General features: G+C 41.3%; 23 protein-coding genes. 6 read left to right on the top strand and 17 right to left on the bottom strand.

Features of this window, described 5'->3' with window-relative positions; genetic code table 11:
* Positions 1–19: 19 nt before the first annotated feature.
* From aspS to purF, 10 genes are all read right to left on the bottom strand, one after another.
* Entirely contained in the window at positions 20–1,351 is a 1,332-nt protein-coding gene (gene aspS, locus LJE09_RS12995) for an aspartate--tRNA(Asn) ligase (protein ID WP_227311414.1), read from the bottom strand.
* Between the two features lie 391 nt (positions 1,352–1,742).
* Positions 1,743–2,297: an ANTAR domain-containing response regulator gene (locus tag LJE09_RS12990; RefSeq protein WP_118573040.1), complete on the bottom strand. Its 555-nt coding sequence runs from the start codon at positions 2,295–2,297 to the stop codon at positions 1,743–1,745.
* A 248-nt stretch (positions 2,298–2,545) separates the two neighbouring features.
* The gene (locus LJE09_RS12985; RefSeq protein WP_008704905.1) at positions 2,546–3,868 is read right to left on the bottom strand and encodes a glutamine synthetase family protein; all 1,323 of its coding nucleotides are present in this window, start codon (positions 3,866–3,868) and stop codon (positions 2,546–2,548) included.
* A gap of 284 nt (positions 3,869–4,152) precedes the next feature.
* Positions 4,153–4,515: a type II toxin-antitoxin system HicB family antitoxin gene (locus tag LJE09_RS12980; RefSeq protein ID WP_008704906.1), complete on the bottom strand. Its 363-nt coding sequence runs from the start codon at positions 4,513–4,515 to the stop codon at positions 4,153–4,155.
* Complete coding sequence (locus LJE09_RS12975) at positions 4,499–4,756, bottom strand: type II toxin-antitoxin system HicA family toxin (RefSeq protein WP_025579462.1); 258 nt, start codon at positions 4,754–4,756, stop codon at positions 4,499–4,501. Before LJE09_RS12975 ends, LJE09_RS12980 begins: the two co-directional genes overlap by 17 nt.
* 338 nt (positions 4,757–5,094) lie before the next feature.
* Complete coding sequence (locus tag LJE09_RS12970; protein ID WP_173683692.1) at positions 5,095–6,579, bottom strand: glutamate synthase subunit beta; 1,485 nt, start codon at positions 6,577–6,579, stop codon at positions 5,095–5,097.
* A gap of 121 nt (positions 6,580–6,700) precedes the next feature.
* Positions 6,701–11,254, bottom strand: a complete 4,554-nt coding sequence (gene gltB / locus LJE09_RS12965) for a glutamate synthase large subunit (RefSeq protein ID WP_196049656.1) — start codon at positions 11,252–11,254, stop codon at positions 6,701–6,703.
* A gap of 149 nt (positions 11,255–11,403) precedes the next feature.
* Entirely contained in the window at positions 11,404–13,011 is a 1,608-nt protein-coding gene (locus LJE09_RS12960) for a CTP synthase (protein WP_196049654.1), read from the bottom strand.
* A 373-nt stretch (positions 13,012–13,384) separates the two neighbouring features.
* Positions 13,385–13,612 carry an HPr family phosphocarrier protein gene (locus LJE09_RS12955; protein ID WP_020993699.1) on the bottom strand — a complete coding sequence of 76 codons (228 nt, stop codon included), beginning with the start codon at positions 13,610–13,612 and terminating at the stop codon, positions 13,385–13,387.
* A gap of 269 nt (positions 13,613–13,881) precedes the next feature.
* A complete protein-coding gene (purF, locus tag LJE09_RS12950; protein ID WP_022381205.1) occupies positions 13,882–15,303 on the bottom strand; it encodes an amidophosphoribosyltransferase in 1,422 nt (473 codons plus the stop codon).
* A 416-nt stretch (positions 15,304–15,719) separates the two neighbouring features.
* Here purF and LJE09_RS12945 point away from each other — a divergent pair, with 416 nt between their 5' ends.
* Together LJE09_RS12945 and LJE09_RS12940 are read left to right on the top strand one after the other, a co-directional pair.
* On the top strand, positions 15,720–17,819 hold the full coding sequence (locus LJE09_RS12945) for a glutamine synthetase III family protein (RefSeq protein WP_055201275.1): 2,100 nt from the start codon (positions 15,720–15,722) through the stop codon (positions 17,817–17,819).
* A gap of 298 nt (positions 17,820–18,117) precedes the next feature.
* On the top strand, positions 18,118–19,830 hold the full coding sequence (locus LJE09_RS12940; protein WP_025579445.1) for an ammonium transporter: 1,713 nt from the start codon (positions 18,118–18,120) through the stop codon (positions 19,828–19,830).
* Between the two features lie 182 nt (positions 19,831–20,012).
* On the opposite strand, the gene LJE09_RS12935 is transcribed toward LJE09_RS12940, so the two are convergent.
* From LJE09_RS12935 to LJE09_RS12910, 6 genes are all read right to left on the bottom strand, one after another.
* Positions 20,013–20,159, bottom strand: a complete 147-nt coding sequence (locus LJE09_RS12935) for a hypothetical protein (RefSeq protein WP_155513483.1) — start codon at positions 20,157–20,159, stop codon at positions 20,013–20,015.
* A gap of 9 nt (positions 20,160–20,168) precedes the next feature.
* The gene (locus tag LJE09_RS12930; protein ID WP_025579443.1) at positions 20,169–20,375 is read right to left on the bottom strand and encodes a hypothetical protein; all 207 of its coding nucleotides are present in this window, start codon (positions 20,373–20,375) and stop codon (positions 20,169–20,171) included.
* A gap of 205 nt (positions 20,376–20,580) precedes the next feature.
* Positions 20,581–20,904 (bottom strand): SH3 domain-containing protein, encoded by a 324-nt coding sequence (locus LJE09_RS12925; RefSeq protein ID WP_020993697.1) that lies wholly within the window; start codon positions 20,902–20,904, stop codon positions 20,581–20,583.
* A 36-nt stretch (positions 20,905–20,940) separates the two neighbouring features.
* Positions 20,941–21,324, bottom strand: a complete 384-nt coding sequence (locus tag LJE09_RS12920; RefSeq protein WP_008704932.1) for a hypothetical protein — start codon at positions 21,322–21,324, stop codon at positions 20,941–20,943.
* A gap of 214 nt (positions 21,325–21,538) precedes the next feature.
* Positions 21,539–22,123, bottom strand: coding sequence for an accessory gene regulator ArgB-like protein (locus tag LJE09_RS12915; RefSeq protein ID WP_227311413.1), 585 nt, complete (start codon positions 22,121–22,123; stop codon positions 21,539–21,541).
* Positions 22,123–22,272 (bottom strand): cyclic lactone autoinducer peptide, encoded by a 150-nt coding sequence (locus tag LJE09_RS12910; protein WP_008704934.1) that lies wholly within the window; start codon positions 22,270–22,272, stop codon positions 22,123–22,125. Before LJE09_RS12910 ends, LJE09_RS12915 begins: the two co-directional genes overlap by 1 nt.
* 295 nt (positions 22,273–22,567) lie before the next feature.
* Between LJE09_RS12910 and LJE09_RS12905 the strand changes: the two genes are divergently transcribed.
* The 4 genes from LJE09_RS12905 to LJE09_RS12890 all read left to right on the top strand — a co-directional run bounded on the left by LJE09_RS12905 (position 22,568) and on the right by LJE09_RS12890 (position 26,004).
* Complete coding sequence (locus tag LJE09_RS12905) at positions 22,568–22,897, top strand: helix-turn-helix domain-containing protein (RefSeq protein WP_118342240.1); 330 nt, start codon at positions 22,568–22,570, stop codon at positions 22,895–22,897.
* Positions 22,898–22,988: 91 nt separating this feature from the next.
* Positions 22,989–23,696 carry a LytR/AlgR family response regulator transcription factor gene (locus LJE09_RS12900; protein ID WP_022381201.1) on the top strand — a complete coding sequence of 236 codons (708 nt, stop codon included), beginning with the start codon at positions 22,989–22,991 and terminating at the stop codon, positions 23,694–23,696.
* Positions 23,697–23,702: 6 nt separating this feature from the next.
* On the top strand, positions 23,703–25,001 hold the full coding sequence (locus LJE09_RS12895; RefSeq protein WP_022381200.1) for a sensor histidine kinase: 1,299 nt from the start codon (positions 23,703–23,705) through the stop codon (positions 24,999–25,001).
* 490 nt (positions 25,002–25,491) lie between these two features.
* Positions 25,492–26,004 (top strand): flavin reductase family protein, encoded by a 513-nt coding sequence (locus LJE09_RS12890; protein ID WP_055057567.1) that lies wholly within the window; start codon positions 25,492–25,494, stop codon positions 26,002–26,004.
* Here LJE09_RS12890 and LJE09_RS12885 read toward each other — a convergent pair.
* Positions 25,913–26,566, bottom strand: coding sequence for a trimeric intracellular cation channel family protein (locus tag LJE09_RS12885; protein ID WP_008704940.1), 654 nt, complete (start codon positions 26,564–26,566; stop codon positions 25,913–25,915). The two genes, LJE09_RS12890 and LJE09_RS12885, sit on opposite strands and share 92 nt — an antisense overlap.
* Positions 26,567–26,963 lie beyond the last annotated feature (397 nt).

Genomic DNA, 26,963 nt, shown 5'->3' with positions numbered 1-26,963 from the left:
TTCCAAGTTTCTGACTTGTTTACGGCTCCAGACGGTTCATATCTCGCGGGAAGAGACAGGTTTCACGAACATTCTCTTCACCGATAAGCTGCATGGTCAGACGTTCCAGACCAATTCCCAGTCCACCGTGAGGCGGCATACCATGTTTGAAGGTATCCAGATACTGTTCCATGCCTTCCTGCGTCATACCTCTGTCTTCAATTTTCTGTACCAGCATGTTGTAATCATGGATACGCTGTCCGCCTGTTGTGATCTCAAGGCCTTTGAATAACAGATCAAAGCTTAAGGTAAATCTTGCGTCTTCCGGATCATCCATTGCATAGAATGGACGTTTCTTTGACGGATAATGTGTGACAAATACGAAATCTGAGCCATATTCTTCTTTGAAATACTGTCCGATCAGTGCTTCTTCTTCCGGCTCCAGGTCAAATGGATTTCTGATCTTACGGTTATATTTCTGTGATACCAGTTCCTTGGCTACATCGAAACGGACTGCCGGGATTTTGGATACATCCGGGATCTCAAGCTTCAAAATCTGTACTTCTTTTGCATATTCTGTTTTCAGAAGGTTCATGGCATACTGGAGGAATCCTGTTTCCATTGCCATAATTTCTTCGAAGCTGTCAATATATCCCATCTCGAAGTCCAGACTGGTGTATTCATTTAAATGACGTTTTGTATTATGTTTCTCAGCACGGAATACAGGACCTGTCTCAAATACTCTGTCAAATACTCCAACCATCATCTGTTTGTAGAACTGTGGGCTCTGCGCAAGTACTGCAGGTTTGTGGAAGTAGCTGAATTTGAAAAGGTTTGCCCCACCCTCTGCTCCTCTGGCTCCGATCTTTGGAGTATGGATTTCTGTGAATCCCTGTCCGCAAAGATAATCACGGAATGCTTTTGTCAGGGCCTCCTGGATTTTAAATTTGGAACGCTCCTGAATATTTCTCAGGGAAATCGGTCTGTAGTTTAATTTTGCTTCCAGGGAAGTGTTCAGTTTCCATTTGTCGATTGCCATTGGAAGTGGCTCTGCCGGTGTTGATAAAATATCAATATGACGAATACGAAGCTCTCTTCCGTGGGGTGCTCTCTCCTCTTCATGCAGGATTCCTTTCACCCTGATCGTCATTGCTTCCTTCAATTCATGAATGGAAACATTTGCCATTTCATTTTCATAGACTGTCTGGAATAAGCCTTCCCTTCTTCTAAGAATGATAAATGCCACATCACCCATATTACGGATGCTGTGAACAGCGCCTTCGATTACGGCTTCCTGGTTCAGGAGATTATTACCTACGAGTTCCTCCCAGGTATTGATTTCTTTTTTCCATGTTCCATCCATAAATTCCATTTCCTCATCCTCCATTTCTTCATTTCTGAAAACCTTTGTGATATCTTCACTGGTTTCAAGTTCAAAAGGCTTTTCGTGCAAGCACAACGACTTTTTGGCTTAAAACCCTGGAATATCAAAAAGGCGTAATCAGAAAATCCGGAGACACTTATCCCCTGGACTCTCTGATTACGCCTTTGTAATCATTCTTCCTGTTATTATCTATTTTATGTTTGTTTGTGTTCTTTCTATATATAATATGATGTTAGGGTCAAAATATATTTTGCCTCTAACTTGATATGAACAAAAATATATTCTGTATATTACCACATATTCTGTCAAAATAATATCGTCATTTTTTACAAAATTTTTCCGATTATTTTCAGATGTTTTATTTAGTACATACGATAAATCAAATCTCATCATACATCAGCATAAGCAGCATCTGTGCAGTTTCTACCATATTAGTACCAGAATCCATACTGCATTTCTGGATATGTCTGTATGCTTCCTCTTCTGTCATCTGGTTTTTTTCCATCAGAAGGCGTTTGGCATTCGAGATATAATTCTGTTCTTTTTCTGATCTGGGCTTTGGTTTCTTTTTTTCTTTTTTGATCCGGCGTTCCAGATGATAGAGCATGTCATTGACCGTATCTATCAGTACGCTTGCTTTCATCGGCATCTGTACAGTGCTGACGGAATTCGGTGCTTCATCTATAATACGCTGAGAAGCCAGAAGCAACATTTCAAAATACTGTGGCAGGTTATCGAGAGCGTCTTTATAATAGGCATCTGTCAGCTTATACCCACATATCAGAACACCACTGTCAAGCTCTGAGATACTGGCCAGCGCATTAGAGACAGAGCTGCAGACAGAGGCTACTGTGAGCCCATGTCTGTTAAGTATTGTGCGGATTTTCTTTGCGTCTTCAATTTTCGGTAACGCAATCACAATGCTACTGCTCATAACTCTGCCACTCCTATTTCTGTTACAACCTGAGTTTCCGTCCACTGCTTATTACTTTTTACAACCTCCGCAGGGGACTTGTTTGATTTTGATCAAGCGGATGTTCGCAATCCGCTTCGCTACTTGCTCATAACCGAATAACTGCTTCGCAGTTTATCAGAAGGAGCTTCGCTCCTCCTGATACAAACAAGTCCCCACCCACTGCTTATTGCCTTTTACAATTTCTACAGGGGACTTGTTTGATTCGGTTAAATTCTGTATAAGTATTCCTCGATTTCCCAGGCTGAAATTTCTCTTGTATAGCGAAGCCATTCTTTTTTCTTGGCTGCTGCGTATTCTTTACAAAATTCTGTTCCAAGTACTTCTTTGATCCAGTCACTCTGTTCGAAGTAATCAATTGCTTCGTTCAAATTTCCCGGAAGATTTTCAATCTTCATTGTTTTCTGGTCTGTTTCGGATAACTCTCTGCTGGAGGACTTAGTCGGATAAATCTTCTTATTGATTCCATCCAGTCCTGCTGCCAGACATACTGCAAATACCAGATACGGATTTGCTGCTGCATCCGGACTTCTCAGTTCGATCCTTGTCTCCATACCTCTGGATCCCGGAATTCTTACCAGTGAATTCTGGTTGTTCTTTGTCCATGTCAGTTCTGTCGGGGCTTCATAGCCCGGAACCAGACGTTTGTAGGAATTTACGATAGGATTGGTGATCAGTGCCATCTCTTTGCTGTGAGCCAGAAGACCTCCTACGAAGTAATAAGCTTCTTCGCTTAATTCCTGTGGATTTCCCGGATTGACGAATACATTTCTTCCATCTTTAAATAAGGAGAAATGAATGTGCATTCCGGAGCCATTTACTTCTGCCCTTGGTTTCGGCATAAATGTCGCATGAAGTCCATGGCGTTTGGCAATGGTACGGACCGTCATCTTAAATGACATGATCCGGTCTGCAATCGTACGGACTTCACCGTATTTGAAATCTACTTCGTGCTGTGCAGGAGCAGTTTCATGGTGAGAAGATTCTACCTCAATCCCCATGTCTTCCAGATTTAATACAATATCACGTCTTGCGTTTTCACCCAGATCCACAGGACTGACATCCAGATATCCGGCCTTCTCATGTGTTACAGTAGTCGGAACTCCGTTATCATCTGTATGAAAAAGGAAAAATTCACATTCCGGATCTACCAGACAGGTGTATCCCTCCTTCTTTGCCTCCCGGGCGGTTTTCTTCAGGATATATCTCGGACTTCTCTCATGAGGGGTTCCGTCCGGACAATAGATATCGCATAACAGTCTGGCAACTTTTCCCTGCTGTGGTCTCCATGGGAGAATTGCAAAAGTGTCAAGATCCGGTCTTAAGTACATATCCGGTTCAGATTCTCCTGCAATTCCTGCGATAAAGGAACCATCTACGATACATCGGTTATCCAGCGCACGGGGAAGTTCCCGGGCAGTTATGGCGATGTTTTTCAGCGTTCCGAACATATCTGTGAACTGGAGACGGATAAATTCCACGTCTTCCTCCTCAGCCATCTGTAATATTTCTTCTCTGGTATAATTCCCCATTTTCATTCACTCCTTGTCAGCATAGTTTCTGCTGTTTTTTGCTTTCTTAATGATTCTTCGATACAGTTTTGTCCTGTCTGGAAGTTTTATAGATTCTTTTTATAATGATATAAAAAATGGCGCACTTTCTACAGTTACTTTTCTATAGAAAGAACGCCTTTGTTCATGTAGGCAATTATAACAATGTACCTGTTCTTTGTCAACTGCTTATTTTTTCATCGGCTCTTTCCATGTTACTGTGCATTCCGCTCTCAATAACATGCTTTGCAGCTTACTTATAATCGCTATTTTGAGAATACCGCATCATTTCTCGAAAGAAGATATACGCAGTACTGATTCATACTGATTCCCTCCCTCTGAGAATGTTCTGCCAGTAGTCTATGCAGGCTTCTTGGAATTCTCAGTTTAAACTGTCCAGAATAATCTTCAAGACTATCCGGCTCATGGATTTCTACCCCTTCTTCTAATGCAGCTTCAAGCCATGCTTTTTTTGCATCCAGGGCATTTGAAATTGCACTTTCCACTGTTTCTCCGCAGGTAATGCAACCAGGGAGATCCGGATACGAAACTACGAATCCTCCTTCGGTTTTATCTTCTACAACTTCCATACGATAGGACATTGACATATAATCATTCAGCGTCTTCATGATTCTTCGCCTCACTTTCTACTATTTCCCTTACCATTTCTACATATACTTTCTTTATCGGCTCATGTTTTGGTATTGTAATAGGCATACATCCAGACTTTCTAAATGTATAATGACTGCTTCCACTTCTCGGAACATTCATTTCATATCCATAACTTTCCAATACTTTTCGCAATTCATCAAACCGAAGATCTTTTGATAAATTACATATACGTGTTATCAGTTTATCCCATTTTGACATTCTTATATCTCCTATTTACATTATATGTGGTATCGTATATGGTGTCAATCAATTTTTCTATGCCAAATTTGAAAAGGTTTCCGTATTCTCCGAAAGAAAAATACGCAAAATACAAATTCAAAAATACTGTCTTTTGTACTTAATCATAAAGGGAAATGGATGAGCCGAATGGTTCAAAAATTATCTTAGATATACAAATTTAGTGTAGCAAATGTATTATTCTCTGTCAACTATAATTATTATAATACAAGACCCCAAAATCACTTTCAAAAAAGGTGCTGTTGCCTGACATCCTTTTCCGTCAGACAATAGCACCTTTCTCATATTTTATCTTATTTTTACAGATAGGAATATCCCATCAGTGATTCATCCACCGCTTTCGCAGCTTCTCTGCCTTCGCGGATCGCCCATACTACCAGTGACTGGCCTCTGTGCATGTCTCCTGCTGTGAAGACTTTGTCTACGGAGGTCTGATACTGCTCTGGTTTTGTATCTACATTGGTTCTTCCATTAATGGCTACCTTGAATGCGTCTGTTACATATTTCTCACTGCCAAGGAATCCGGCTGCGATAAGAACTACGTCTACAGGGATGACTTCTTCTGTTCCTTCTACAGGTACCATCATCATACGTCCTGTCTTTGGATCTTTTTCGCTCTTTAATTTCGTGAGTTTTGCCTGGCAGACGTTTCCGTTTTTGTCTTTGATAAACTCGGTAACCGTAGTCTGGTATACTCGTGGATCATGTCCGAATACAGCAATGGCTTCTTCCTGGCCATAGTCTGTTTTGAGGACTCTCGGCCACTGCGGCCATGGATTGGATGGTGTTCTTTCCACTGGCGGCTTGGGCATCATCTCTAACTGGATCACAGATTTGGCACCCAGACGGATAGATGTTCCTACGCAGTCATTTCCTGTATCACCGCCACCGATGACCAGAACATTTTTACCTTTGGCAAGTTCATATGGAACTTTGGCAAAGTCAGAATCCAACAGCGCTTTTGTTACCTGTCCCAGGAAATCTACTGCGAAATAAATTCCCTTTGCATCACGTCCCGGAACTTTAATGTCTCGTGGATTGGATGCTCCGCAGGCAAGGATGACGCGGTCGAACTGTTTCAGAAGTTCTTCTGCCTTGATGTCCTTTCCTACATTTACATTTGTAACAAATTTAACTCCCTCTTCTTCCATAAGATGGATTCTTCTGTCAACAACAGCTTTATCCAGCTTCATGTTAGGGATACCGTAGCGGAGAAGTCCGCCTACACGGTCTTTTCTTTCAAATACAGTTACACTGTGGCCTCGTCTGTTTAACTGCTGGGCTGCTGCCAGTCCGGAGGGACCACTTCCGATGACTGCTATAGATTTGCCTGTACGTACTTCCGGGATCTGCGGGGTTACCCATCCGTTCTCATAGGCTGTCTCAATGATCGCACGTTCGTTTTCTTTGGTGGATACCGGTTCTCCGTTTATATTACAGGTGCAGGCTGCTTCACAGAGTGCGGGGCAGACACGGGAAGTAAATTCCGGGAAGCTATGTGTCTTGCTCAGTCTTAAGAATGCCTGTTTCCAGTTGCCTGTATAAACCAGATCGTTTGTCTCAGGTACAAGGTTGTGCAGAGGGCAGCCGGATGCCATACCGCCGATCATCATACCTGACTGGCAGAACGGGACGCCGCATGCCATGCAGCGTGCGCCCTGAAGTTTCTGTTTCTCTTTATTTAATGGGGTCCTGAATTCTTTGAAGTTTGCAATGCGGACCTTTGGCGGCAGAACTTTTGCCGTCTCTCTCTCATATTCTAAAAATCCTGTTGGTTTGCCCATGATTTCCTCCTCTTCGCCGCACTTGCTGCGGCAATAATGGTATGGCCCACGCCACCTTTTTATTTATTCTAAAAGATGACGGGGCAACATTGATAAGTTCACACGATATATTCAATTATTATCAATGTTTAGCGCCAATACTTTCATAGAACGCTTCCATCTGTGCCTGCTGACTGTTGAGTCCTTTTTCTTCCAGTTTCGCACTTAAAGTGATCATCTTCTTGTACTCATTCGGAATGAGTTTCTTGAAGTGTGGCAGATAGTAATCAAAGTCAGCGAGAACTTTCGCACCGAGTTTGGAGCCTGTAGCTTCTACATGGGCTTCGATCAGGTCACGGAGTTCTTTTTTGTCATATTTGTTTTCCACTTTTTCGATGGAAATCATAGCCTTGTTCAGGTTCTTATAGAGGACATTGTCTACATCCAGTACATATGCGATACCGCCGCTCATACCTGCTGCAAAGTTCTTGCCAGTCTTACCAAGTACGACTACGCGGCCGCCTGTCATATATTCACAACCATGCTCTCCTACACCTTCTACAACTGCAGATGCACCGGAGTTACGAACTGCGAAACGCTCGCCTGCAACACCATTGATAAATGCAGTACCACTGGTTGCACCGTAAAGGGCAACATTACCTACAATAATATTCTCTTCTGCTTTGTATGCAGCTTTTTCCGGAACCTTCAGGATCAGTTTACCACCGGAAAGTCCTTTTCCAAAGTAGTCATTACTGTCACCGGTCAGTTCCAGTGTAAGTCCTTTAGGGATAAATGCACCGAAGCTCTGTCCGCCGGCACCGTTGCAGTGTACAGTGATGGTGTCATCTGCAAGTCCGTTTTTATTCTTTCTGGTAATCTCTGCACCAAGGATGGTTCCGAATGTACGGTCAATGTTTGTCAGATTTACAGAAAGCTCTGTTTTCTGACCTTTATTGATTGCATTTGCGCATTTCTTAACCAGAACTTTTTCATCCATGGTTTTTTCCAGTTCGAAATTATATACAGCCTTCGGGTCAAAGGTAACTTTCTGATCTTTGCCTGCAAATGGATTGTTCAGGATTGCACTTAAATCTACTTTACCCTGATGTGGTTCTGGTACATTGTCTGTCTGAACCAGAAGATCTGTACGTCCAACCATTTCGCTGACTGTACGGAATCCCAGTTTAGACATATACTCTCTTAATTCCTGTGCGATAAAGCGCATGAAATTCTCTACATATTCCGGTTTTCCTTTAAATCTCTTGCGGAGTTCCGGATTCTGTGTTGCCACACCTACCGGGCAGGTATCCAGGTTACATACACGCATCATTACACATCCCATGGTTACGAGAGGAGCTGTTGCAAAGCCGAATTCCTCTGCACCCATCAATGCTGCGATTGCAACGTCACGACCACTCATAAGCTTACCGTCTGTCTCAATGCGGACACGATTTCTCAGCCCATTTTTAAGCAGTGTCTGATGTGTTTCTGCAAGTCCCAGTTCCCATGGAAGTCCTGCATTGTGGATAGAACTTCTTGGAGCTGCACCTGTACCTCCGTCATAACCGGAGATCAGAATTGTCTGCGCACCTGCTTTGGCAACACCTGCTGCAACTGTGCCCACACCTGCTTCAGATACCAGTTTAACAGAAATATCTGCATATTTATTTGCATTCTTAAGGTCATAGATTAACTGTGCCAGGTCCTCGATAGAATAGATATCGTGATGCGGTGGCGGGGAGATCAGGCTGACACCTGGTGTAGAATGACGGGTTTTGGCAATCCATGGATATACCTTCTTTGCAGGAAGATGTCCGCCTTCACCAGGTTTTGCACCCTGTGCCATCTTGATCTGGATTTCTCTTGCAGATACAAGATAACGGCTGGTTACACCGAAACGTCCGCTGGCAACCTGTTTGATCGCGGAGCATCTGTCATCGCTGCTTCCTGCGGAATCCAGTCTTTCGTCACTTTCACCGCCCTCACCTGTATTGGATTTTCCATGAAGGTGATTCATGGCGATTGCCAGTGTCTCATGTGCTTCCTGTGAAATGGAACCATAGGACATAGCACCTGTCTTAAATCGTTTTACGATATCATCTACGCTCTCCACTTCTTCAAGTGGAACCGGAGTCTCAGCAAACTTAAAGTCCAGAAGTCCTCTTAAGTTTCCGTGGTTTTCTTTATCTACCAGATCTGTGTACTGTTTGAACAGATCGTAGCTTCCTGTCCATGTGGACTGCTGCAGAAGATGGATAGTCTGAGGATTGTAACGATGTTCCTCTCCCTGGCTTCTCATCTTGTGTGCGCCTACGCTGTCCAGAGTCAGGTCTGTAGGAAGTCCTAATGGGTCAAATGCTTCTGAGTGAAGCTTCTCTACATTTTCTTCAATATCATCCAGAGTGATTCCGCTTACACGGCTGACTGTACCAGTAAAGTATTTCTCGATCACATCTGAGGAAATACCGATTGCCTCGAAGATCTGAGATCCCTGATAAGACTGGATGGTGGAAATACCCATCTTGGAAGCAATCTTTACAATACCGCTGATGACTGCATGATTGTAGTCATCTACTGCTGCATAATAGTCTTTCTCCAGCATATGGCTGTCGATCAGTTCATGAATGGTCTCAAGGGCAAGGTACGGGTTGATGGCACTTGCACCGTAACCAAGTAAGGTTGCAAAGTGATGTACTTCTCTTGGCTCACCGGATTCCAGAATAATTGCAAGGGAGGTACTCTTTTTCGTCTTTACCAGATGCTGATGAACTGCGGATACTGCCAGAAGTGACGGAATCGGCATATGGTTTTCATCTACTCCTCTGTCTGAAAGAACAAGGATGTTTGCACCCTCGCGGAATGCTTTATCTACTTCTACGAAAAGACGGTCAATAGCTCTCTCAAGCTTGGTGCTCTTGTAATATAAGGTGGAAACAACTGCTGTCTTGAAGCCCTCATGTTTGAAGCTCTTGATCTTCATCATATCTGTATTTGTCAGGATCGGGTTATTAATCTTTAATACCTGACAGTTTTCCGGTTTCTGCTCCAACAGGTTTCCGTCTTTGCCTACATAAACACTTGTGCTGGTAACGATTTCCTCACGGATCGCATCGATCGGAGGGTTGGTAACCTGTGCGAAGAGCTGTTTAAAGTAGTCAAATAATGGTCTGTTCTGTTTGGAAAATACTGCAAGCGGGGTATCCACACCCATAGCTCCGATGCTCTCTGCTCCGTTTAACGCCATGTTTCTGATGGAAGTACGGTACTGCTCATAAGTATAGCCGAATGCTTTCTGCAGACGTGCTCTCTGCTCAGGTGTATATTCTTCCGGTCTTTCGTTAGGAATCTTGATATCTTTTAACTGTACCAGATGACTATCCAGCCATTCACCGTATGGCTGCATTTTTGCATATCCCTCTTTCAGTTCATTGTCATCAATTACTTTTCCCTTTACAGTATCTACAAGAAGCATTTTTCCAGGATGGAGACGCTCTTTTAATACGATTTTCTCTTCCGGGATTGGCAGAACACCCACCTCTGAGGAAAGGATCATATAACCATCGGAGGTAATATAATATCTGGATGGACGGAGACCGTTTCTGTCCAAGACAGCTCCCATCACATCACCGTCTGAGAAGAGGATAGATGCAGGTCCGTCCCATGGCTCCATCATAGTTGCATAGTACTGATAAAAGTCACGTTTTGCCTGGGAAATGGTGTCATTGTTTGCCCATGGTTCAGGGATTGTGATCATCACTGCAAGCGGAAGTTCCATACCGCTCATTACCAGAAATTCCAGTGTATTGTCAAGCATTGCAGAGTCGGAACCATTTCTGTTTACAACAGGGAGCACTTTATGAAGCTGTCCCTCCAGATATGGTGATTCCATATTTTCTTCTCTTGCAAGCATCTTATCTGCGTTGCCGCGGATGGTGTTGATCTCACCGTTGTGTACCATAAAGCGGTTAGGATGTGCTCTCTCCCAGCTTGGGTTTGTGTTGGTACTGAAACGGGAATGTACCATGGCGATTGCAGATTCATAATCCGGGTTCTGAAGATCTTCGAAGAAAGTACGAAGCTGTCCAACCAGGAACATACCTTTGTAAACGATGGTACGGCTGCTCATGGAAACTACATAAGTATTATCATTACTCTGTTCAAACTCACGTCTTGCAATGTAGAGCATACGGTCAAATGGAAGACCTTTTTCCACATCTTCCGGCTTTTTGATAAATGCCTGCATAATACATGGCATACATTCTCTGGCTTTATGTCCGAGTACCTCCGGAAATACCGGAACCTGACGCCAGCCAAGAAGTTCCAGGCCTTCTTTCTCAAGAATGATCTCAAACATCTTCTTTGCCTGTGCACGTTTGATCTCGTGCTGCGGGAAGAAAAACTGTGCGATGCCATATTCTCTCTCATCGCCAATCTCAAATCCCTCTTTCTTACAGGCTTTCTTGAAAAATTTATGGGAAATCTGGAGAAGGATACCTACACCGTCACCAGTTTTGCCTTCTGCATCCTTACCTGCGCGGTGTTCCAGATGTTCTACTATCTTTAATGCATTTGCAACAGTATCGTGGGTTTTCTTGCCTTTGATATTGACAACTGCTCCGATACCACAGTTGTCATGCTCAAATTCAGACCGGTACAGACCTTGCTGTTGCTGCTGTTCTCTCACTTCTTTCATAATCTCCTCATCCTTTCTATTTTTTCTGCTGTTCTTCACTTATTAGTATCAAGTACGCTCCAGCGTACTTGCTGCGAGCTGCGCGTCATGCTTTGTATGACATTTACCTCTGCGCAGTTCTGCAATCCGCCGGAGGCTTTCAAAAGTAATTAATTACTTTTGAAATCTACAGCCGCCTGAATAAATCCTCTGAATAAAGGATGTGCATGATTCGGGCGGGATTTGAATTCCGGATGGGCCTGAGTTCCTACATAGAACGGGTGCCCTGCGATCTCGATCATCTCTACGATATGATTATCAGGGGAAGTTCCTACGATATTCATTCCCTTCTCCTGAAGTTCTTTACGGAATGCATTGTTTACTTCATAACGATGTCTGTGACGCTCATGGATTTCTTTTTTGCCAAAGAGTTCATAGGATCTGGAACCTTCTGCAAGAATACATGGATAACTTCCAAGTCTTAAGGTTCCACCGATATCTTCGATATCTTCCTGATCCGGCATTAATGCAATTACCGGATGTTTAGTTTCCGGATTCAGTTCAATACTGTTTGCATCTTCGTATCCAAGTACATGACGGGCGAATTCTACAATTGCCATCTGCATTCCCAGACAGATTCCAAGATATGGAATCTTATGTACTCTTGCGTACTGTGCTGCCAGGATCATTCCTTCTGTACCTCTGTTTCCGAAACCACCCGGAACCAGGATACCATCTACATTGTGAAGCTGCTGATCCAGATTCTTCTCTGTCAGTTCTTCAGAATCGATCCAGTCAAGCTCTACCTTGGCTCTGCAGGAAATTCCGCCATGTTTCAGTGCCTCTACTACACTGAGATATGCATCATGAAGCTGTGTATATTTTCCTACAATTGCGATCTTTACTGTTTTATTCGGATTTCTCAGACTTTCTACCATTTCCTCCCAGTCACTTAAATCCGGTTTTCTGTTTTCCAGACGGAGACTTGAAAGAACTACATCTGCAAGCTTCTCTCTTTCCATTGCAAGAGGAGCTTCATATAAATATTCCACATCCAGGTTCTGAAGTACATGTGATACAGGTACGTTGCAGAATAAAGCGATTTTTTCTTTAATGTCCTCTGTCAGCTCATGTTCACTTCTGCACACCAGTATATCCGGCTGAATTCCCATTCCCTGAAGTTCCTTCACGCTTGCCTGTGTAGGTTTTGTTTTCAGTTCTTCAGATGCCTTTAAATAAGGAATTAATGTTACGTGGATCAGGATTGCATTGTCATGTCCCACATTGAGCTGGAACTGACGAATTGCTTCCAGGAACGGTTGGCTTTCAATATCACCGACTGTTCCTCCCACCTCGATAATGGCAATCTTGTTTTCCTCCGGTGATTTGGCGCGGTAGAAACGGCTCTTAATCTCATTTGTAATATGAGGAATTACCTGTACGGTACCCCCGCCGAAATCCCCGTGACGTTCTTTCTGAAGAACAGACCAGTAAACCTTACCGGTTGTCACATTGGAATTTTTATCAAGACTCTCATCAATGAATCTCTCATAATGTCCCAGATCCAGGTCTGTCTCTGTACCATCGTCTGTTACAAAAACTTCTCCGTGCTGAATCGGGTTCATGGTTCCGGGGTCGATATTGATATAAGGATCAAACTTCTGCATGGTTACCTGGTATCCTCTCGCTTTCAGAAGACGCCCCAGAGATGCAGCTGTGATTCCCTTTCCAAGACCGGAAACAACTCCTCCTGTAACAAATACGTATTTCACTGCCATTTTGATTTCCTCCTCCATCATCCTTTGTTAATAAAAAAGCGTCAGATGCAGCTATCAGAGGGCACTTGACCCATCTGGTATTCTGCATCTGACGCCTTTGTCAGATCATCATATCTTCTATAATAATATGTTCAATTGGCTTTCTTTAAAAATATGCTATACTATAAAACATTTTTTTTCGTTTGTCAATAATGAATTTCCCGTTTTTAAGCAAAAACAAATCAAATAAGTTCCTTCTGATAAACTATGAAGCAGTTATATTTTATGAAATTACTCTGAACACAGTCATAATACAGAAAAAACGAATCTGTAGAAGTTCATCTTCCAGACCCGTCTTCTCTGCGATAATTATTCGGTTATAAAAATGTAAAATTTATGCAACTGCAAATTTCTTCAATGTACGATCAAATTCCCGGCTCTCCCCGTGGCAGTCTACTGTCAGTTCTCTGGTCAGATCCAGACTAAGTACACCAAGGATTGATTTGGCATCAATTAAAAATCTGTTGTAATAAACATCAATATCAAAATCACATCTGCTTGCAGCATTCACAAATTCCTGCACCTCTTCAGTTGCATTTAACTTGATTTTACTCTGTGACATCGTGATCACCCTTTCTGAAAACATTCTTTGTTTTTTTCTATCAGACGCCCATATTATGTTCCACATTTCAGAATTTGTCAAGTTTTTAAATTTATCCAATTTTCATAAAGCGCAGGGGTTCTATTGTGCATTTTATTCGTTTATATATGTTTTCACAGCATTATTTTATACACTATGTATGATTCCACCCTATATTGGTTTTACCATTATGTGAGATTGATTCCATATATCATCGACAGGTTTCTGCATTTTTTATGAATTTTTGCGACTTAACACTTCACAATATCTGCAAACTCCGCATTTGTATAATCCGGAATCTCCATCGGATAATTTCCATCGAAGCATGCCTTACATAAGGGCAGGCCGCCCGCCATTCCTTCCAGATAATCTGTCTGCATGTAGCCAAGAGAATCTGCCCCGATCATTTTACAGATTTCCTCCGTGCTGTGGCTGGCTGCAATGAGCTGATCATTTGACGGCACATCCGTTCCGAAATAGCATGGATGTAAAAATGGCGGTGAACTGATACGTACATGCACTTCCTTTGCTCCCGCCTCTTTTAACATGTGGATCAGGTTTGCAATGGTTGTTCCACGAACAATAGAATCATCCACCAGAACAATCCTCTTATCTTTTACAACAGATTCCAGCACACTCAGTTTCAGATGAACACTGGACTCACGTTCTTCCTGAGTCGGTTTGATAAATGTTCTTCCAATATAGCTGTTTTTATAGAACGCAAATGCAAACGGGATTCCTGATGCTTCGGAGTATCCCTTTGCAGCAGGGAGTCCGGACTCCGGTACACCTGTTACAAGATCTGCCTCTACAGGATAAGACTTGGCAAGAGATTTACCGCCGCGGATTCTGGCATCATAGACCTTCACCCCATCAATGGTACTGTCAAGTCTTGCAAAATATATATACTCAAACACACAATGCGCGCGTTTTGCAGCAGCAGACGCAAGCTCTTTATTTGACTTCAGTCCGTCTTTTGTGATCGTAAGAATCTCACCCGGCTCAATGTCACGGATAAATTCCGCACTTACAGATGTCAGAGCACAGCTCTCAGAAGCAATAACATAAGCATTTCCTCTTTTACCGAGACACAATGGTTTCAGTCCATATGGGTCGCGGACTGCGATCAGTTTTCTCGGGCTCATAACTACCAGACCATATGCACCTTTGATCTTCTTTGCAGTCTTTAGCACTGCCTCTTCTACTGTTTTAGAATGCACACGTTCTCTTGCGATATGGAACGCAATAACCTCTGAATCTGTAGTTGTATGGAAAATCGCTCCATTCTGGATCAGTTCCCATTTCAGTTCCGGTGTATTAACCAGATTTCCGTTATGTGCAAGTGCAAGAGTTCCCTTTACATAAGACAAAACAAGGGGCTGTGCATTCTCTGCAACAGAAGCTCCTGTTGTGGAATATCTTACATGACCAATACCAATATCCCCCTCATATTTACGGACAACATCCTGTCTGAGAACTTCACTTACAAGTCCCAGATCCTTATGAAACTTCACATTTCCACGCTCTCCCTTAGTATCAGAAACTGCAAGTCCGCAGGATTCCTGTCCTCTGTGCTGCAGGGAAGTCAGTCCATAATATATGGACGGAACTACATTGCCGCCATCCAGATCATAAATTCCAAAGACGCCGCACTCTTCTTTTATTCCAGCCATCTGATTTCCTCCGATCGTATTCTCTTGTCTGACTTTAACTTTACTTTCAAAACCCGCTGACATTGTTTTCTTATGTTTGACGGGTTCCAAAATCAAATTATAATAATAGAAACAAATTTGTCAACCTATCCTTTTTTTGCCATATCTCAAAAATTTTTTCTGAATTTTTTCAAAAAAAGTGCTTGACATCTGTTTTCATTTCGTTTATAGTACAGCACATAAAGCAAAGGCGCTTTGGAAAGATCTACAGAGATCTCATCCAGGGCGCTTTTTTCGTTTTATAAAACTTTCGTTTCATAGAAAATGTTCGATGAGGAATTTTCTATGAGACGAAAACCGCAGGCAGTCACAATGGTGATCTGCAGCGGCACTACACATATTCAGAAAATATTGCAAACCGAAAGGAGAGTACCTATATGGCACAGAATATCCCTGAACTGTACGGCAGCCTGGTCTTCAACGACAAAGTAATGAGAAGTAAACTGCCAAAAGACATGTACAAAGCATTAAAGAAAACAATCGAGAGCGGTACACACCTTGAACTTGATGTTGCCAACTCCGTTGCTGTTGCAATGAAAGAATGGGCTACCGAGAACGGCGCCACTCATTATACTCACTGGTTCCAGCCAATGACAAACGTAACTGCAGAGAAACATGACAGCTTCATTTCTCCTACAGGAGATGGTCAGGTGATCATGGATTTCTCAGGTAAAGAACTTGTAAAAGGTGAGCCGGATGCTTCCAGTTTCCCGTCAGGCGGTCTTCGTGCCACATTCGAGGCAAGAGGATATACAGCATGGGATCCGACATCACCGGCATTCATCAAAGACGGAACCCTTTACATTCCTACAGCATTCTGCTCCTACAGCGGAGAAGCTCTTGATAAAAAGACTCCTCTCCTTCGTTCCATGCAGACACTTGATAAAGAAGCTACAAACCTTCTCCATATAATAGGAAATAAAGATATCAAACACGTAAATACAACTGTAGGTCCTGAACAGGAATACTTCCTGGTAGACAAGGAATTATACAAACAGAGAAAAGACCTTGTATTCTGCGGACGTACACTGATCGGTGCTCCTGCTCCTAAGGGCCAGGAAATGGAAGATCATTACTTCGGTGCTCTGAAACCTCGTGTCGCAGCTTATATGCATGACCTGGATGTAGAGCTCTGGAAACTTGGTATTCCTGCCAAAACAAAACATAACGAAGTTGCTCCTGCACAGCATGAGCTGGCTCCTGTATTCGATACAACAAACGTTGCGGTTGACCACAACCAGTTAACAATGGAAGTAATGAAGAAAGTTGCCGACAAGCACGGACTTGTATGCCTTCTTCACGAGAAACCATTTGAGGGAATCAACGGAAGTGGTAAACACAACAACTGGTCTATGATTACAGATACCGGTGTAAATATCCTTGATCCGGGAAAAACACCTGCTGAAAATACACAGTTCCTGATTTTCCTGACAGCTGTTATCAAAGCAGTTGATGAATACGCAGATGTACTTCGTATTTCTGTAGCAAGTGCAGGAAATGATCACCGTCTTGGTGCAAACGAGGCTCCGCCTGCTGTTGTATCCGTATTCCTCGGTGATGAACTGACAGAAGTATTAAAATCTATCGAAAATGACGAATATTTTGCAGGAAGCCGCGCAGTCCAGATGGATATCGGTGCAAAAGTACTTCCACATTTCGTAAAAGACAATACAGACAGAAACCGTACTTCACCATTCGCATTTACAGGTAACAAATTCGAATTCCGTATGCTTGGTTCCGAAGCTTCTGTTGCAAACCCGAACATTATTTTAAACACTGCTGTTGCTGAGTGTGTTCACCAGTTTGCAGAACAGTTAAAGGATGTACCGGAAGACAAGATGGAGGATGCAATCCACGAACTGATCAAGAAGACAATTATTGATCATAAATGTGTTATCTTTAACGGAAACGGTTATACAGACGAATGGATCGAAGAAGCTGAGAAACGAGGTCTCTTTAACCTGAAATCTACACCAGATGCTCTTCCTCAGTGGATCGCAGATAAAAATATTGAACTCTTTACCAAATATCATATCTTCACAAAAGAAGAAATTGAATCCCGTTATGAGATCTGGCTGGAATCCTATTCCAAGATTCTTAACATTGAGTCCAATACTATGGTTGAAATGGTACAGAAGGATTTCCTTCCATCTGTATTCGCATATATCGACAAAGTTGCAGCTACTGCTGTTGCTAAAAAATCAGTTGTTTCAGATGTCAGCACAGCTTCTGAAGGAAAACTGATCAAAGAGCTGTCACAGCTTGCTGATGAGATTTCCACAGGTCTTGAGACCTTAAAAGCAGACACTGCCAAAGCGCTTGCTACAGAAGATCCTCTGGCTAATGCAAAAGCATACCAGACAGTTGTTCTTTCTGATATGGATGAACTCAGAAAGTCTGTAGATGCAGCAGAAACTCTGATTCCGGATGCACTGCTTCCATATCCTACATATGACAAGCTTCTGTTTTCCGTTTAATTAACAGGTAATAACAGGGGAATATCTTTATGAACTCTACTTCATAATTCATTATCGATTTCCTCATCCATTAATCACACGATATTTTGATGTTCTCCTGTTTTACATATAATTTTGATTTTAAACTGCATTGCATACAGTCATACGAAATGTCTTTTCTATTACATCAGTTATGCAATACACTATAAATATGGATTTTATATTCGCAAAAGCGCGATGAACTGGCTACATTTCCAGGCATCGCGCTTTTTGCATTTTATAAAATATGAGGAAATTTTTATGAGGGAGGAATATTATTATGGAATTTTCCGCAGTAAACACAATATGGGTGCTGGTCGGCGCCGCGCTGGTCTTCTTTATGCAGGCCGGATTCGCAATGGTAGAAACAGGCTTCACACGAGCCAAAAACGCAGGTAACATTATTATGAAAAACCTGATGGACTTCTGTATCGGAACCCCGGTCTTCTGGCTGGTCGGCTTCGGTCTGATGTTTGGTGCAGGTAATGGATTTATCGGAAAGATCGGTGGTATTGCCACAGAAGCACACTATGGTTCAGGAATGCTTCCTGACGGAGTTCCTTTCTGGGCATTCTTAATCTTCCAGACAGTATTCTGTGCAACATCCGCAACAATTGTTTCCGGTGCAATGGCAGAACGTACCAAGTTCCTTTCCTATTGCATCTACAGCCTTATGATCAGTCTTGTTGTATATCCGGTATCCGGACACTGGATCTGGGGCGGTGGATTTATCAGCCAGATGGGATTCCACGATTTCGCAGGTTCCTGTGCAGTACATATGGTAGGTGGTGTGGCAGCTCTGATCGGTGCCATCATCCTTGGACCTCGTATCGGTAAATATACAAAGGACGGCAAATCAAAGGCTATCCCGGGACACAACCTTACAGTTGGCGCTTTAGGTGTATTTATCCTCTGGTTCTGCTGGTTCGGATTTAACGGTGCTTCCACAGTAAGTATGGAAGGCGATGCAATCGTAAGTGCAGGTAAAATCTTCGTTACTACTAACCTTTCAGCAGCTGTTGCAACTGTAACTGTTATGATCATCACATGGGTACGTTACAAAAAACCGGATGTTTCCATGTCTCTGAACGGTTCTCTTGCAGGACTTGTAGCAATTACAGCAGGATGCGACACAGTTTCTCCTACATCCGCAGCAATCATCGGTATTGCTTCCGGTTTTATCGTAGTATTTGGTATTGAATTTATTGACAAGGTTCTGAAAATTGATGACCCTGTTGGTGCTGTCGGTGTTCATGGTTTAAACGGTGCTTTCGGTACCCTTGCAGTTGGTCTTTTCTCAGACGGATCAGGCACAGACTGGAAAGGACTCCTTACAGGCGGCGGCTTCCACGGATTTGGTGTTCAGTTCACTGGTATGATCATCACAATCGCATGGGTTGTTGTTACTATGACAATTATCTTCCAGGTAATCAAACATACAATCGGACTTCGTGTTTCAGCTGAAGAAGAGATCGCAGGTCTTGACTCCAAAGAACATGGTCTTGCAAGTGCTTATGACGGTTTCGCAATGGCTGGTGTTCCGACTCCTATGGGAACTTCCATAAAAGCTCCTGTTGTCACAGCCAGACCTTCTGCTCCTGCTGAATCAGTTCCTGAACTTCCGAAAGAAGGCGTTCATAAGCTTACAAAAGTTGTTATCATCACCCGTCAGAATAAGCTTGATGAATTTATGCAGGCAATGAATGAGATTGGCGTTACAGGTATCACCATCACAAACGTACTTGGATGTGGGGTACAGAAAGGTGCTCCATCCTACTATCGTGGTGTTGAGATGGAAATGAATCTTCTTCCTAAGGTCAAAATTGAGATTGTTGTAAGTCTCGTACCTGTACAGAAAGTTATCGAAACTGCCAAGGCAGTCCTCCATACCGGTCAGATTGGTGATGGTAAAGTATTTGTATATGACATTGAAAATGTCGTTAAGATCCGTACAGGCGAAGAAGGTTATCTCGCACTGCAGGATACAAAGTAAATTATTTATCAACAATCAGGTAATATTAATAAGAGACATCAGCGTATTGATTGCTGGTGTCTCTTATTTTAATCTTTCTTTCTAACAATTCCAATGGCGTTAAAAAACAGGCAGTATATTTCATGTAAATATCATAGCCACGATATCGGAAGCCTATTGTATTATATCTGGTAGGAAGTGTGTCAAGTGCAAGAACCGCTTTTTAATCTTTTGGGAAAAATCCTCTGCATACTCCCGGTATTTAAATTGCTGAAGGATATATTTCTTTTTTCCTTCACATCCAGCTTGCCGCTCTGGGCAATTACAACTTTGTATTTTCTTTTTTCCATCCGTACCCCTTATATTGCATCAATTTCTGCCCATGCTTCTTCCACTATCTGCACTCTGTCACTTTCCATATCATCAATGGCTTCATCCAGCCTTGACAAAAGAACATCCATTGCATCATTGATTGTATAAGTTGGTTCATGGGATTTTGTTGCCTGTGCCAATGCCATAACCATCACCCTTTCTTGAAATAGCACTTTTGTTTCTATTTTTATCATACCACGAACCACCGGAAATATCTATATATTTTAAATTTGTCTTTATAACCCAAACACAGAATACTGTTTTTGGGACGTTTTTTAGAATTTGTCCATTTGTAGTTTCAATTAAAAAAGTAAATAAAAGTGCTGCCGCACCAAACTTTTCAGTGCGGCAGCCCATACAGCTATTTACCTATGCCTCGTTTATATTAAATGTTTTTCCTTAAAGCTCCCGAAGGTAATCGGCACTAACATAACGGTAAATGCCGCCAAGAGAAATTTTGGCCCACCCATTACTGATAGAATATACATATACTTTTGTGCCATAATTCAATGTGCCTACTATTGTATATTGTGTTCCAGGGCCTGATCTGATATTTACATCCGACCCTGTGCACTTGTAATATCCCGGTACGCTTCTCGTGACAGAGCTTGTTTCAATTCCTGTATTTTCCGCAGCAAGCACCGGCATTGCAAATGAACTTGTCAAAAGAATTGCACTTATGACCAAACACACTACAAATGAGTTTTTTCTCATATACTTCATAATCTTTTCCTCCCATAATTTTTTTACACCATATCATCATCCTTGAGAACCTGGACGTGCTTTACTATAAGGTTCCTGCGTAGTTCCAACCACGACCCCATCTTTATTCAGTATATTACCTGTTTTGGGATCTATATGAGAACCGGCTGGTGGCGTCCATTTTCCCGACTCATTCACTGTACCAAGCGCATCTTCCAATTCCTTTTTCGTTCGGGGCGTTTTCAGTTCTGGCGTTGGTGCCGAGCTGCCGTCTGCATTGTCTGTATTGTCAGTACTCTCAATAGTTTCTTCTTGAACAAATGATTCTCCTGAAGTCCTGTTATTTTTAGACGTATCTCCATTATCTTTATCACTGCAGCCTGTACATAACACCATTATTACAAACAACAAGCTAAAAACAACTTCTTTCTTATGTGTCATTTTAATCTTTTACCTCCATTATGCCCGTTTAACTACTCCGAACCGAACTACTCAATTTAAAGTGATAGAATTCTATCATTGTCCCATTGGAATCCACTCCCTTTCAATGAACAAACTGAATTAACTGTAAATAAAGAACTTTGATCAAATCAATGACAAACTTTATTATCTTTATTTTTGCCATGATTTCAACCCCTTTTGCACCAAACGACATTTACAGTCTGTTTTTGGTCGATTTACACATTTTCTTTACGATACAAGGTACTTGTAAGCCTGCTGTCAGTAATATCCCAACAGAAAAACAGATTGTATAGATGTACTTTCCCAGCAAAAATAAAGCTATATCTAACAGCCCAAACAGTATCACGAAGAACACTGTTATTTTTTTATATGTCCTTTTCTCGTTAGTATCAAGTCTTCTGTTTTCACTGTCTATTGGACTAAATGTAATCAGGCTCACAGACGCAATAACTGTAGCTATTGCCAACTTCAAATCACATTGCACATGCATTGATAACATTATGCACAGAAACAATAGAAAACCAGATCCAAGAATACAAGTGTGCAAATTTTTTGCATGATAACCACCACTAAATTTTCTCAGAACCACAAACGGAAAAATAAGAGCAACTCCGTGTTTTACGCTTCCCAAGCCAAAGCCAATAACTCCTGCAAGGATAAGTGGTGATACCAATAGAAAAAAACTATATAATGCATACTTGTAAAGTTCCTTATCCGCCTCGTTTATCGCATTACACCGGATCATCCAATTTACTACTGTATCTGTACATTTTTCCATTACTTGTTTCTCCTGTAGTTCATTAATTCTTTCGGTGCCTTAGGCTGATACATGATAAGACAAGAAGCTGTGTTAGCTTCTGTCCGTAACACAACATCTAATGCTGCTTTCATTCCTTTTGCAACCGATTTAGTTACCTCTTTCTTCATAATGACCTCTCTCCTTTCCACTAAAATTTGTCATTGATTTTCACATAAGCAATCATATACCACTTTAATCAAATAAACGACCCCTTTGGAATGAACGGAATGATTCTTTACAATATTGGATAATTTCCCTCTTTTCTACGAAAAATAATATGTGATACAGAATTATTTATATATAAATATCAGTTTGTTTAATATATTGCAGAATAGTTCTTTGTTACATTCTTCTTTTTATTTAGTTCTATTGGTAAAATTCTACTGAAAGAAGGTGGGATAAATAGAATTTCAATATGAAGGTATGGGAAACCGCATCAAAATACGCAGAAAAGAATTACGGATAAAACAGGCAGAACTTGCCGAAAGATTAAATATATCCAATAACCATATGCCATCAATCGAAAACGGAAGGCAAAAACCAAGTCTGGATATTTTCATTCAGATTTGTAATTTACTCAATGTTACACCTGACTACCTTCTGCTCGGCAGTATGCACGCTTATAATATTCCACAGGATATTATTGATAAACTACGGTTATGTAATCAATCCGACATAGAGCTTGCCGGAGACTTTATCGAACTGCTTGTAAAACGAAATAACAAAGCAACACATAATGAACCAAAATTGTAATTAAATTGTCTTTTCATACGCATTTTTTGCATTTGGAAATTCTATGTGATAAGATGTACACATACATCTATTTAGAAAGTCAGGTGAAAAAATGCGTATTTTAATTTGTGATGATGACACTCTGATCATTGAACAATTGAAGAAGTATATCGAATCCTACTTTGAGTCCAACCATTTAAAATGTCCTGAATTAGTTTCTTTTACCAGTGGTGAAGCTTTGTTAACTGACAAAGGTGAAAAGGATATTGTTTTTCTGGATATCGAAATGCCTGGCATGAATGGAATCTATGTTGGGAATGAATTAAAAAAAGCAAATAGAAATGTGATCGTTTTTGTTGTCACCTCTTATTCTGAATATTTGGATGAAGCAATGCGTTTTCATGTATTCCGTTACCTTTCCAAACCTCTAGATAAGCAGCGTTTTTTCCGAAATCTGAAGGATGCCTTAGCTTATTACAATTCCATTACACTCAAAATTCCTGTGGAAACAAAACAGGCGGTATATTCGTTTCCTGCTTCGCAGATTATTGCCATAGAAGCTCAGGGGCGAAAAGTAATTGTACATACTGCCCGTCAGGACTTTGACTCTATTCATAATATGAATTACTGGTTGGAAAAGCTTCCCCAAAACAGTTTTTTTCAGACACACCGGAGCTTTATTGTTAACTTCGAACATATTGTGGACTTTGATCACTCCACCGTACATTTATCAAATCCTCAGATTACCGCTTACCTGACACGCAGGAAATACAGTTCCTTCAGAAATGCATATCTACTATATCTGGAAAGCATGAGGTGAAAATAAATGGAATATATTATTTTACTTATTTTTAGTTTTTTTACAGAAGCGGTTATCTTATGGCAGTACGCCGCCAGCCTTTTTTCCCCTTCTCATAGCGGTAAAAAGAGACTGACTCTATTAAGTGTTCTTTATGTACTGTTGTTTTTTCTTTCCCTGCTTGGGCAAACATGGCTGAATATTATCAGTTTTTTTGTGATAAACACTGTTTTCCTCTATATAATGTTTAACCTCAAGTTATTATTGGCACTCTTCCATTCCGCTATACTTACAGCGATTATGGGAATATCTGAACTTGCAGTTTTGGGGATGATATCAAGATTCTTTCCCCATTTTCTCTTAGAAGCAAGTGTCGGACTTGTTTTTTATACCGTATTTAGCAAAATTACCTTTTTTGCAGTCGTTTACTTGTTAAGTTGGCTCTTCAAGGGGAACAAAGCAGCTCAAGAACCGTACGGTCACTCCGAAATTCTCTTGATGTTCATCCCGCTTTCCTCTATTCTTATGATGTTTACTCTTCTTTCTATTGGTGAAACAACCGCATATGCCCCACCGGTTGATTTTCTAGTAACAATCTGTGCCGTTTTTCTGTTGCTGGTCAACCTACTTGTATTTGGAATCAACCAATATAACGCAAAAAGATCACAGGAATATGCCGATTTGCAGTTACTGCTCCAGAAAGAATCCGATTCTGTTGAATACTATGAAATGATGCTTGCACAAAACGAGAACCAGAGCATTTTGATCCACGATATAAAGAAACATCTTCAATCAATCAGATTACTGAACGAAAAAAATGATTCCGATAAAATAAATGACTATATACAACAACTCATGGAATCTTCCGACTTAAAGGAAACCACAAAACTCTGTGATCATGAAATGCTAAACTCCATTCTGTGCCGCTATCAGCGCCACTGCAATGATAAGCACATTATTTTTCACACTGACATCAGAAGCGGCACGGTACAACATATATATCCGCGCGATTTGACTTCTTTATTCTGTAACTTATTGGAGAATGCAGTGGAATCAGCAGAGAATATTCCAGACTCTTTTATTGAGCTCACCGTACAAAAGAAAGAAAATTCACCCTTTCTTATTATCATACTCATCAACTCCTGCCAAAATACCCCTGTATATAATCCAGAGGGACTTCCTATATCCCATAAATCAGACAATGGCAGACATGGATTCGGAATCAAAAGCATTAAAAAAGTCGTAAAACAGTACCATGGAAATTTGCAAATGTATTATGATAATGATTCCGGTACCTTCCATACAATCCTAACCTTAAAGCAGTAAATATTAAAATCTGGCAATCGCAATTTTATACGATTGCCTTTTTACATATTTCAGCATGCATTGATGTTGTTTTATATCACTATAAATGAGCAAGTTCGTGATTTTGCATAAAAGAAAGAGATCTTTTCCTGTTATGTGTGTCGATGGCCGATCGAGATATTTTTCAGGCAATGTAAAAACCGTCTGGCACTGGATACATACCAGATCCGTTTCTCAAAGGAAATACAGAGATACTGGCTGCTGATGTCACTGGCACATTGTATTTGTGTCACAGGAACTGGCAAATATCGATCTTTTCAAGATGGATATCATCGAATCTGTAGTGCCGTTCATCAGGAAAAGTATCAGTATCTATTCCTATGTGCAAAAGCAAGTGATGATTTTGAAGCATTTATGAAATTAGCAGGATAATTTTGTGCATTTTTTCAAACTTGCTCATTTATAGCAGGATATATTATCCTGTCAATTGAATCTGAAAGGGGCTGTTGTAATGAGAAAAAAATTAAATATTACAGAAGGCATTTTTCCTATGCCTGTATTGATGGTTGCAACCTATAATGAAGACGGAAGCATCAATGTAATGAACGCTGCCTGGGGTACGATGCAGGAACGTGACACAGTTGCATTGAACCTTACCGAGACCCATAAAACCGTACAGAATATCAAAGCACGCGGTGCATTTACCGTCAGCATCGCGGATGCCGCACATGTAACAGAAGCTGACTATTTCGGTGTAGAATCCGGTAATCGCGAGCCTGATAAATTTGCCCGCAGCCGTCTGACCGCCACAAAATCTGAAACTGTAGATGCTCCGATTATCAATAATTTTCCTCCTCGAACGAAAAGACAGTCAGACAAACTCAGCCTGACTGCGCTAAATATTACCTGTCTGATTTTATACGGTATCCTTCCTATTCATGTGGTGACAGCCTGGGCAGATTCCAGCGGTAATGTGCTGCCAGATATCGGATCAGCACCACTACAATTGATGATACTACCATAGCCTGTACATTTCCCACAAATCGATTCATATATACGCATACAACTGCACCAATGATGGAGGCACAGGCATAGATATGTTTTACAAAAATATACGGCGGTACACTCGCCATCATATCTCTAAGCAAACCGCCGCCTACTCCCGTAATGGTTCCAAGAAATACAAGCAGGAACACATTGTCCATATATCCCTGGCGGATTCCTGTATTTACTCCTACTACTGTAAAAATCCCAAGCCCGACAGAGTCCATTGCCAGCATGATTTTATCGTAGGTCTCACGCCTGTGCCCCTGAAGCAATTCTCTCTTGAAATAAAAAATAAAGAAAACAATGCAGGAAGCAAGCACTGACACCAGTGCATATACAGGATTGGTAAATACAGCCGGAGGGATGATCCCCAGAACAATATCCCTGATCATTCCTCCGCCTACTGCTGTTGCAACTCCCAGAACGCTCACGCCGAAAATATCCATATTCCGTTCAACGCCCACCATCGCTCCGGAAGCAGCAAACGCCACTGAACCGGCCATTTCCATAACAAATGTTACAATTGACTGATAATCCATATTTGTTTTTTAACTCCCCATCCTATCTTTCTTTTATAATCCCAGAAAACAATGCAACTAATGCACTCCTGCAAAGCACGAAAGACAGGAAAATGCTGAACTGTCTTAATTGCATTATTTTCTGGAATTGCTATAAAAATATCAGTAAATCTCCGTTCATCACTTAATGTTTTCATAATTGAAGCAGGAGATTCCACTGAATTATCCAAGATAAAAAGTCGATTTTTTGAACGTCACGTGAAAGAGTCTTTACTCTCAATCAGTATCAGAAAATCGACTATTTATTCCATTTCATATAGATAAACTTATATACTTCGCGAACACCTTCAGCATAGTATAGTAAGTGAATTACTCGGCAACTGAGTTACCAGAGCATCTGAATTAAGGCGGGATACCG

The organism is Blautia sp. DFI.3.45 (assembly GCF_020593505.1).
GTDB classification, from domain to species: Bacteria; Bacillota; Clostridia; order Lachnospirales; family Lachnospiraceae; genus Blautia_A; species Blautia_A wexlerae.
The sequence above is the reverse complement of the archived record's forward strand: the minus strand, read 5'-3'. Positions and strand labels throughout refer to the sequence as shown.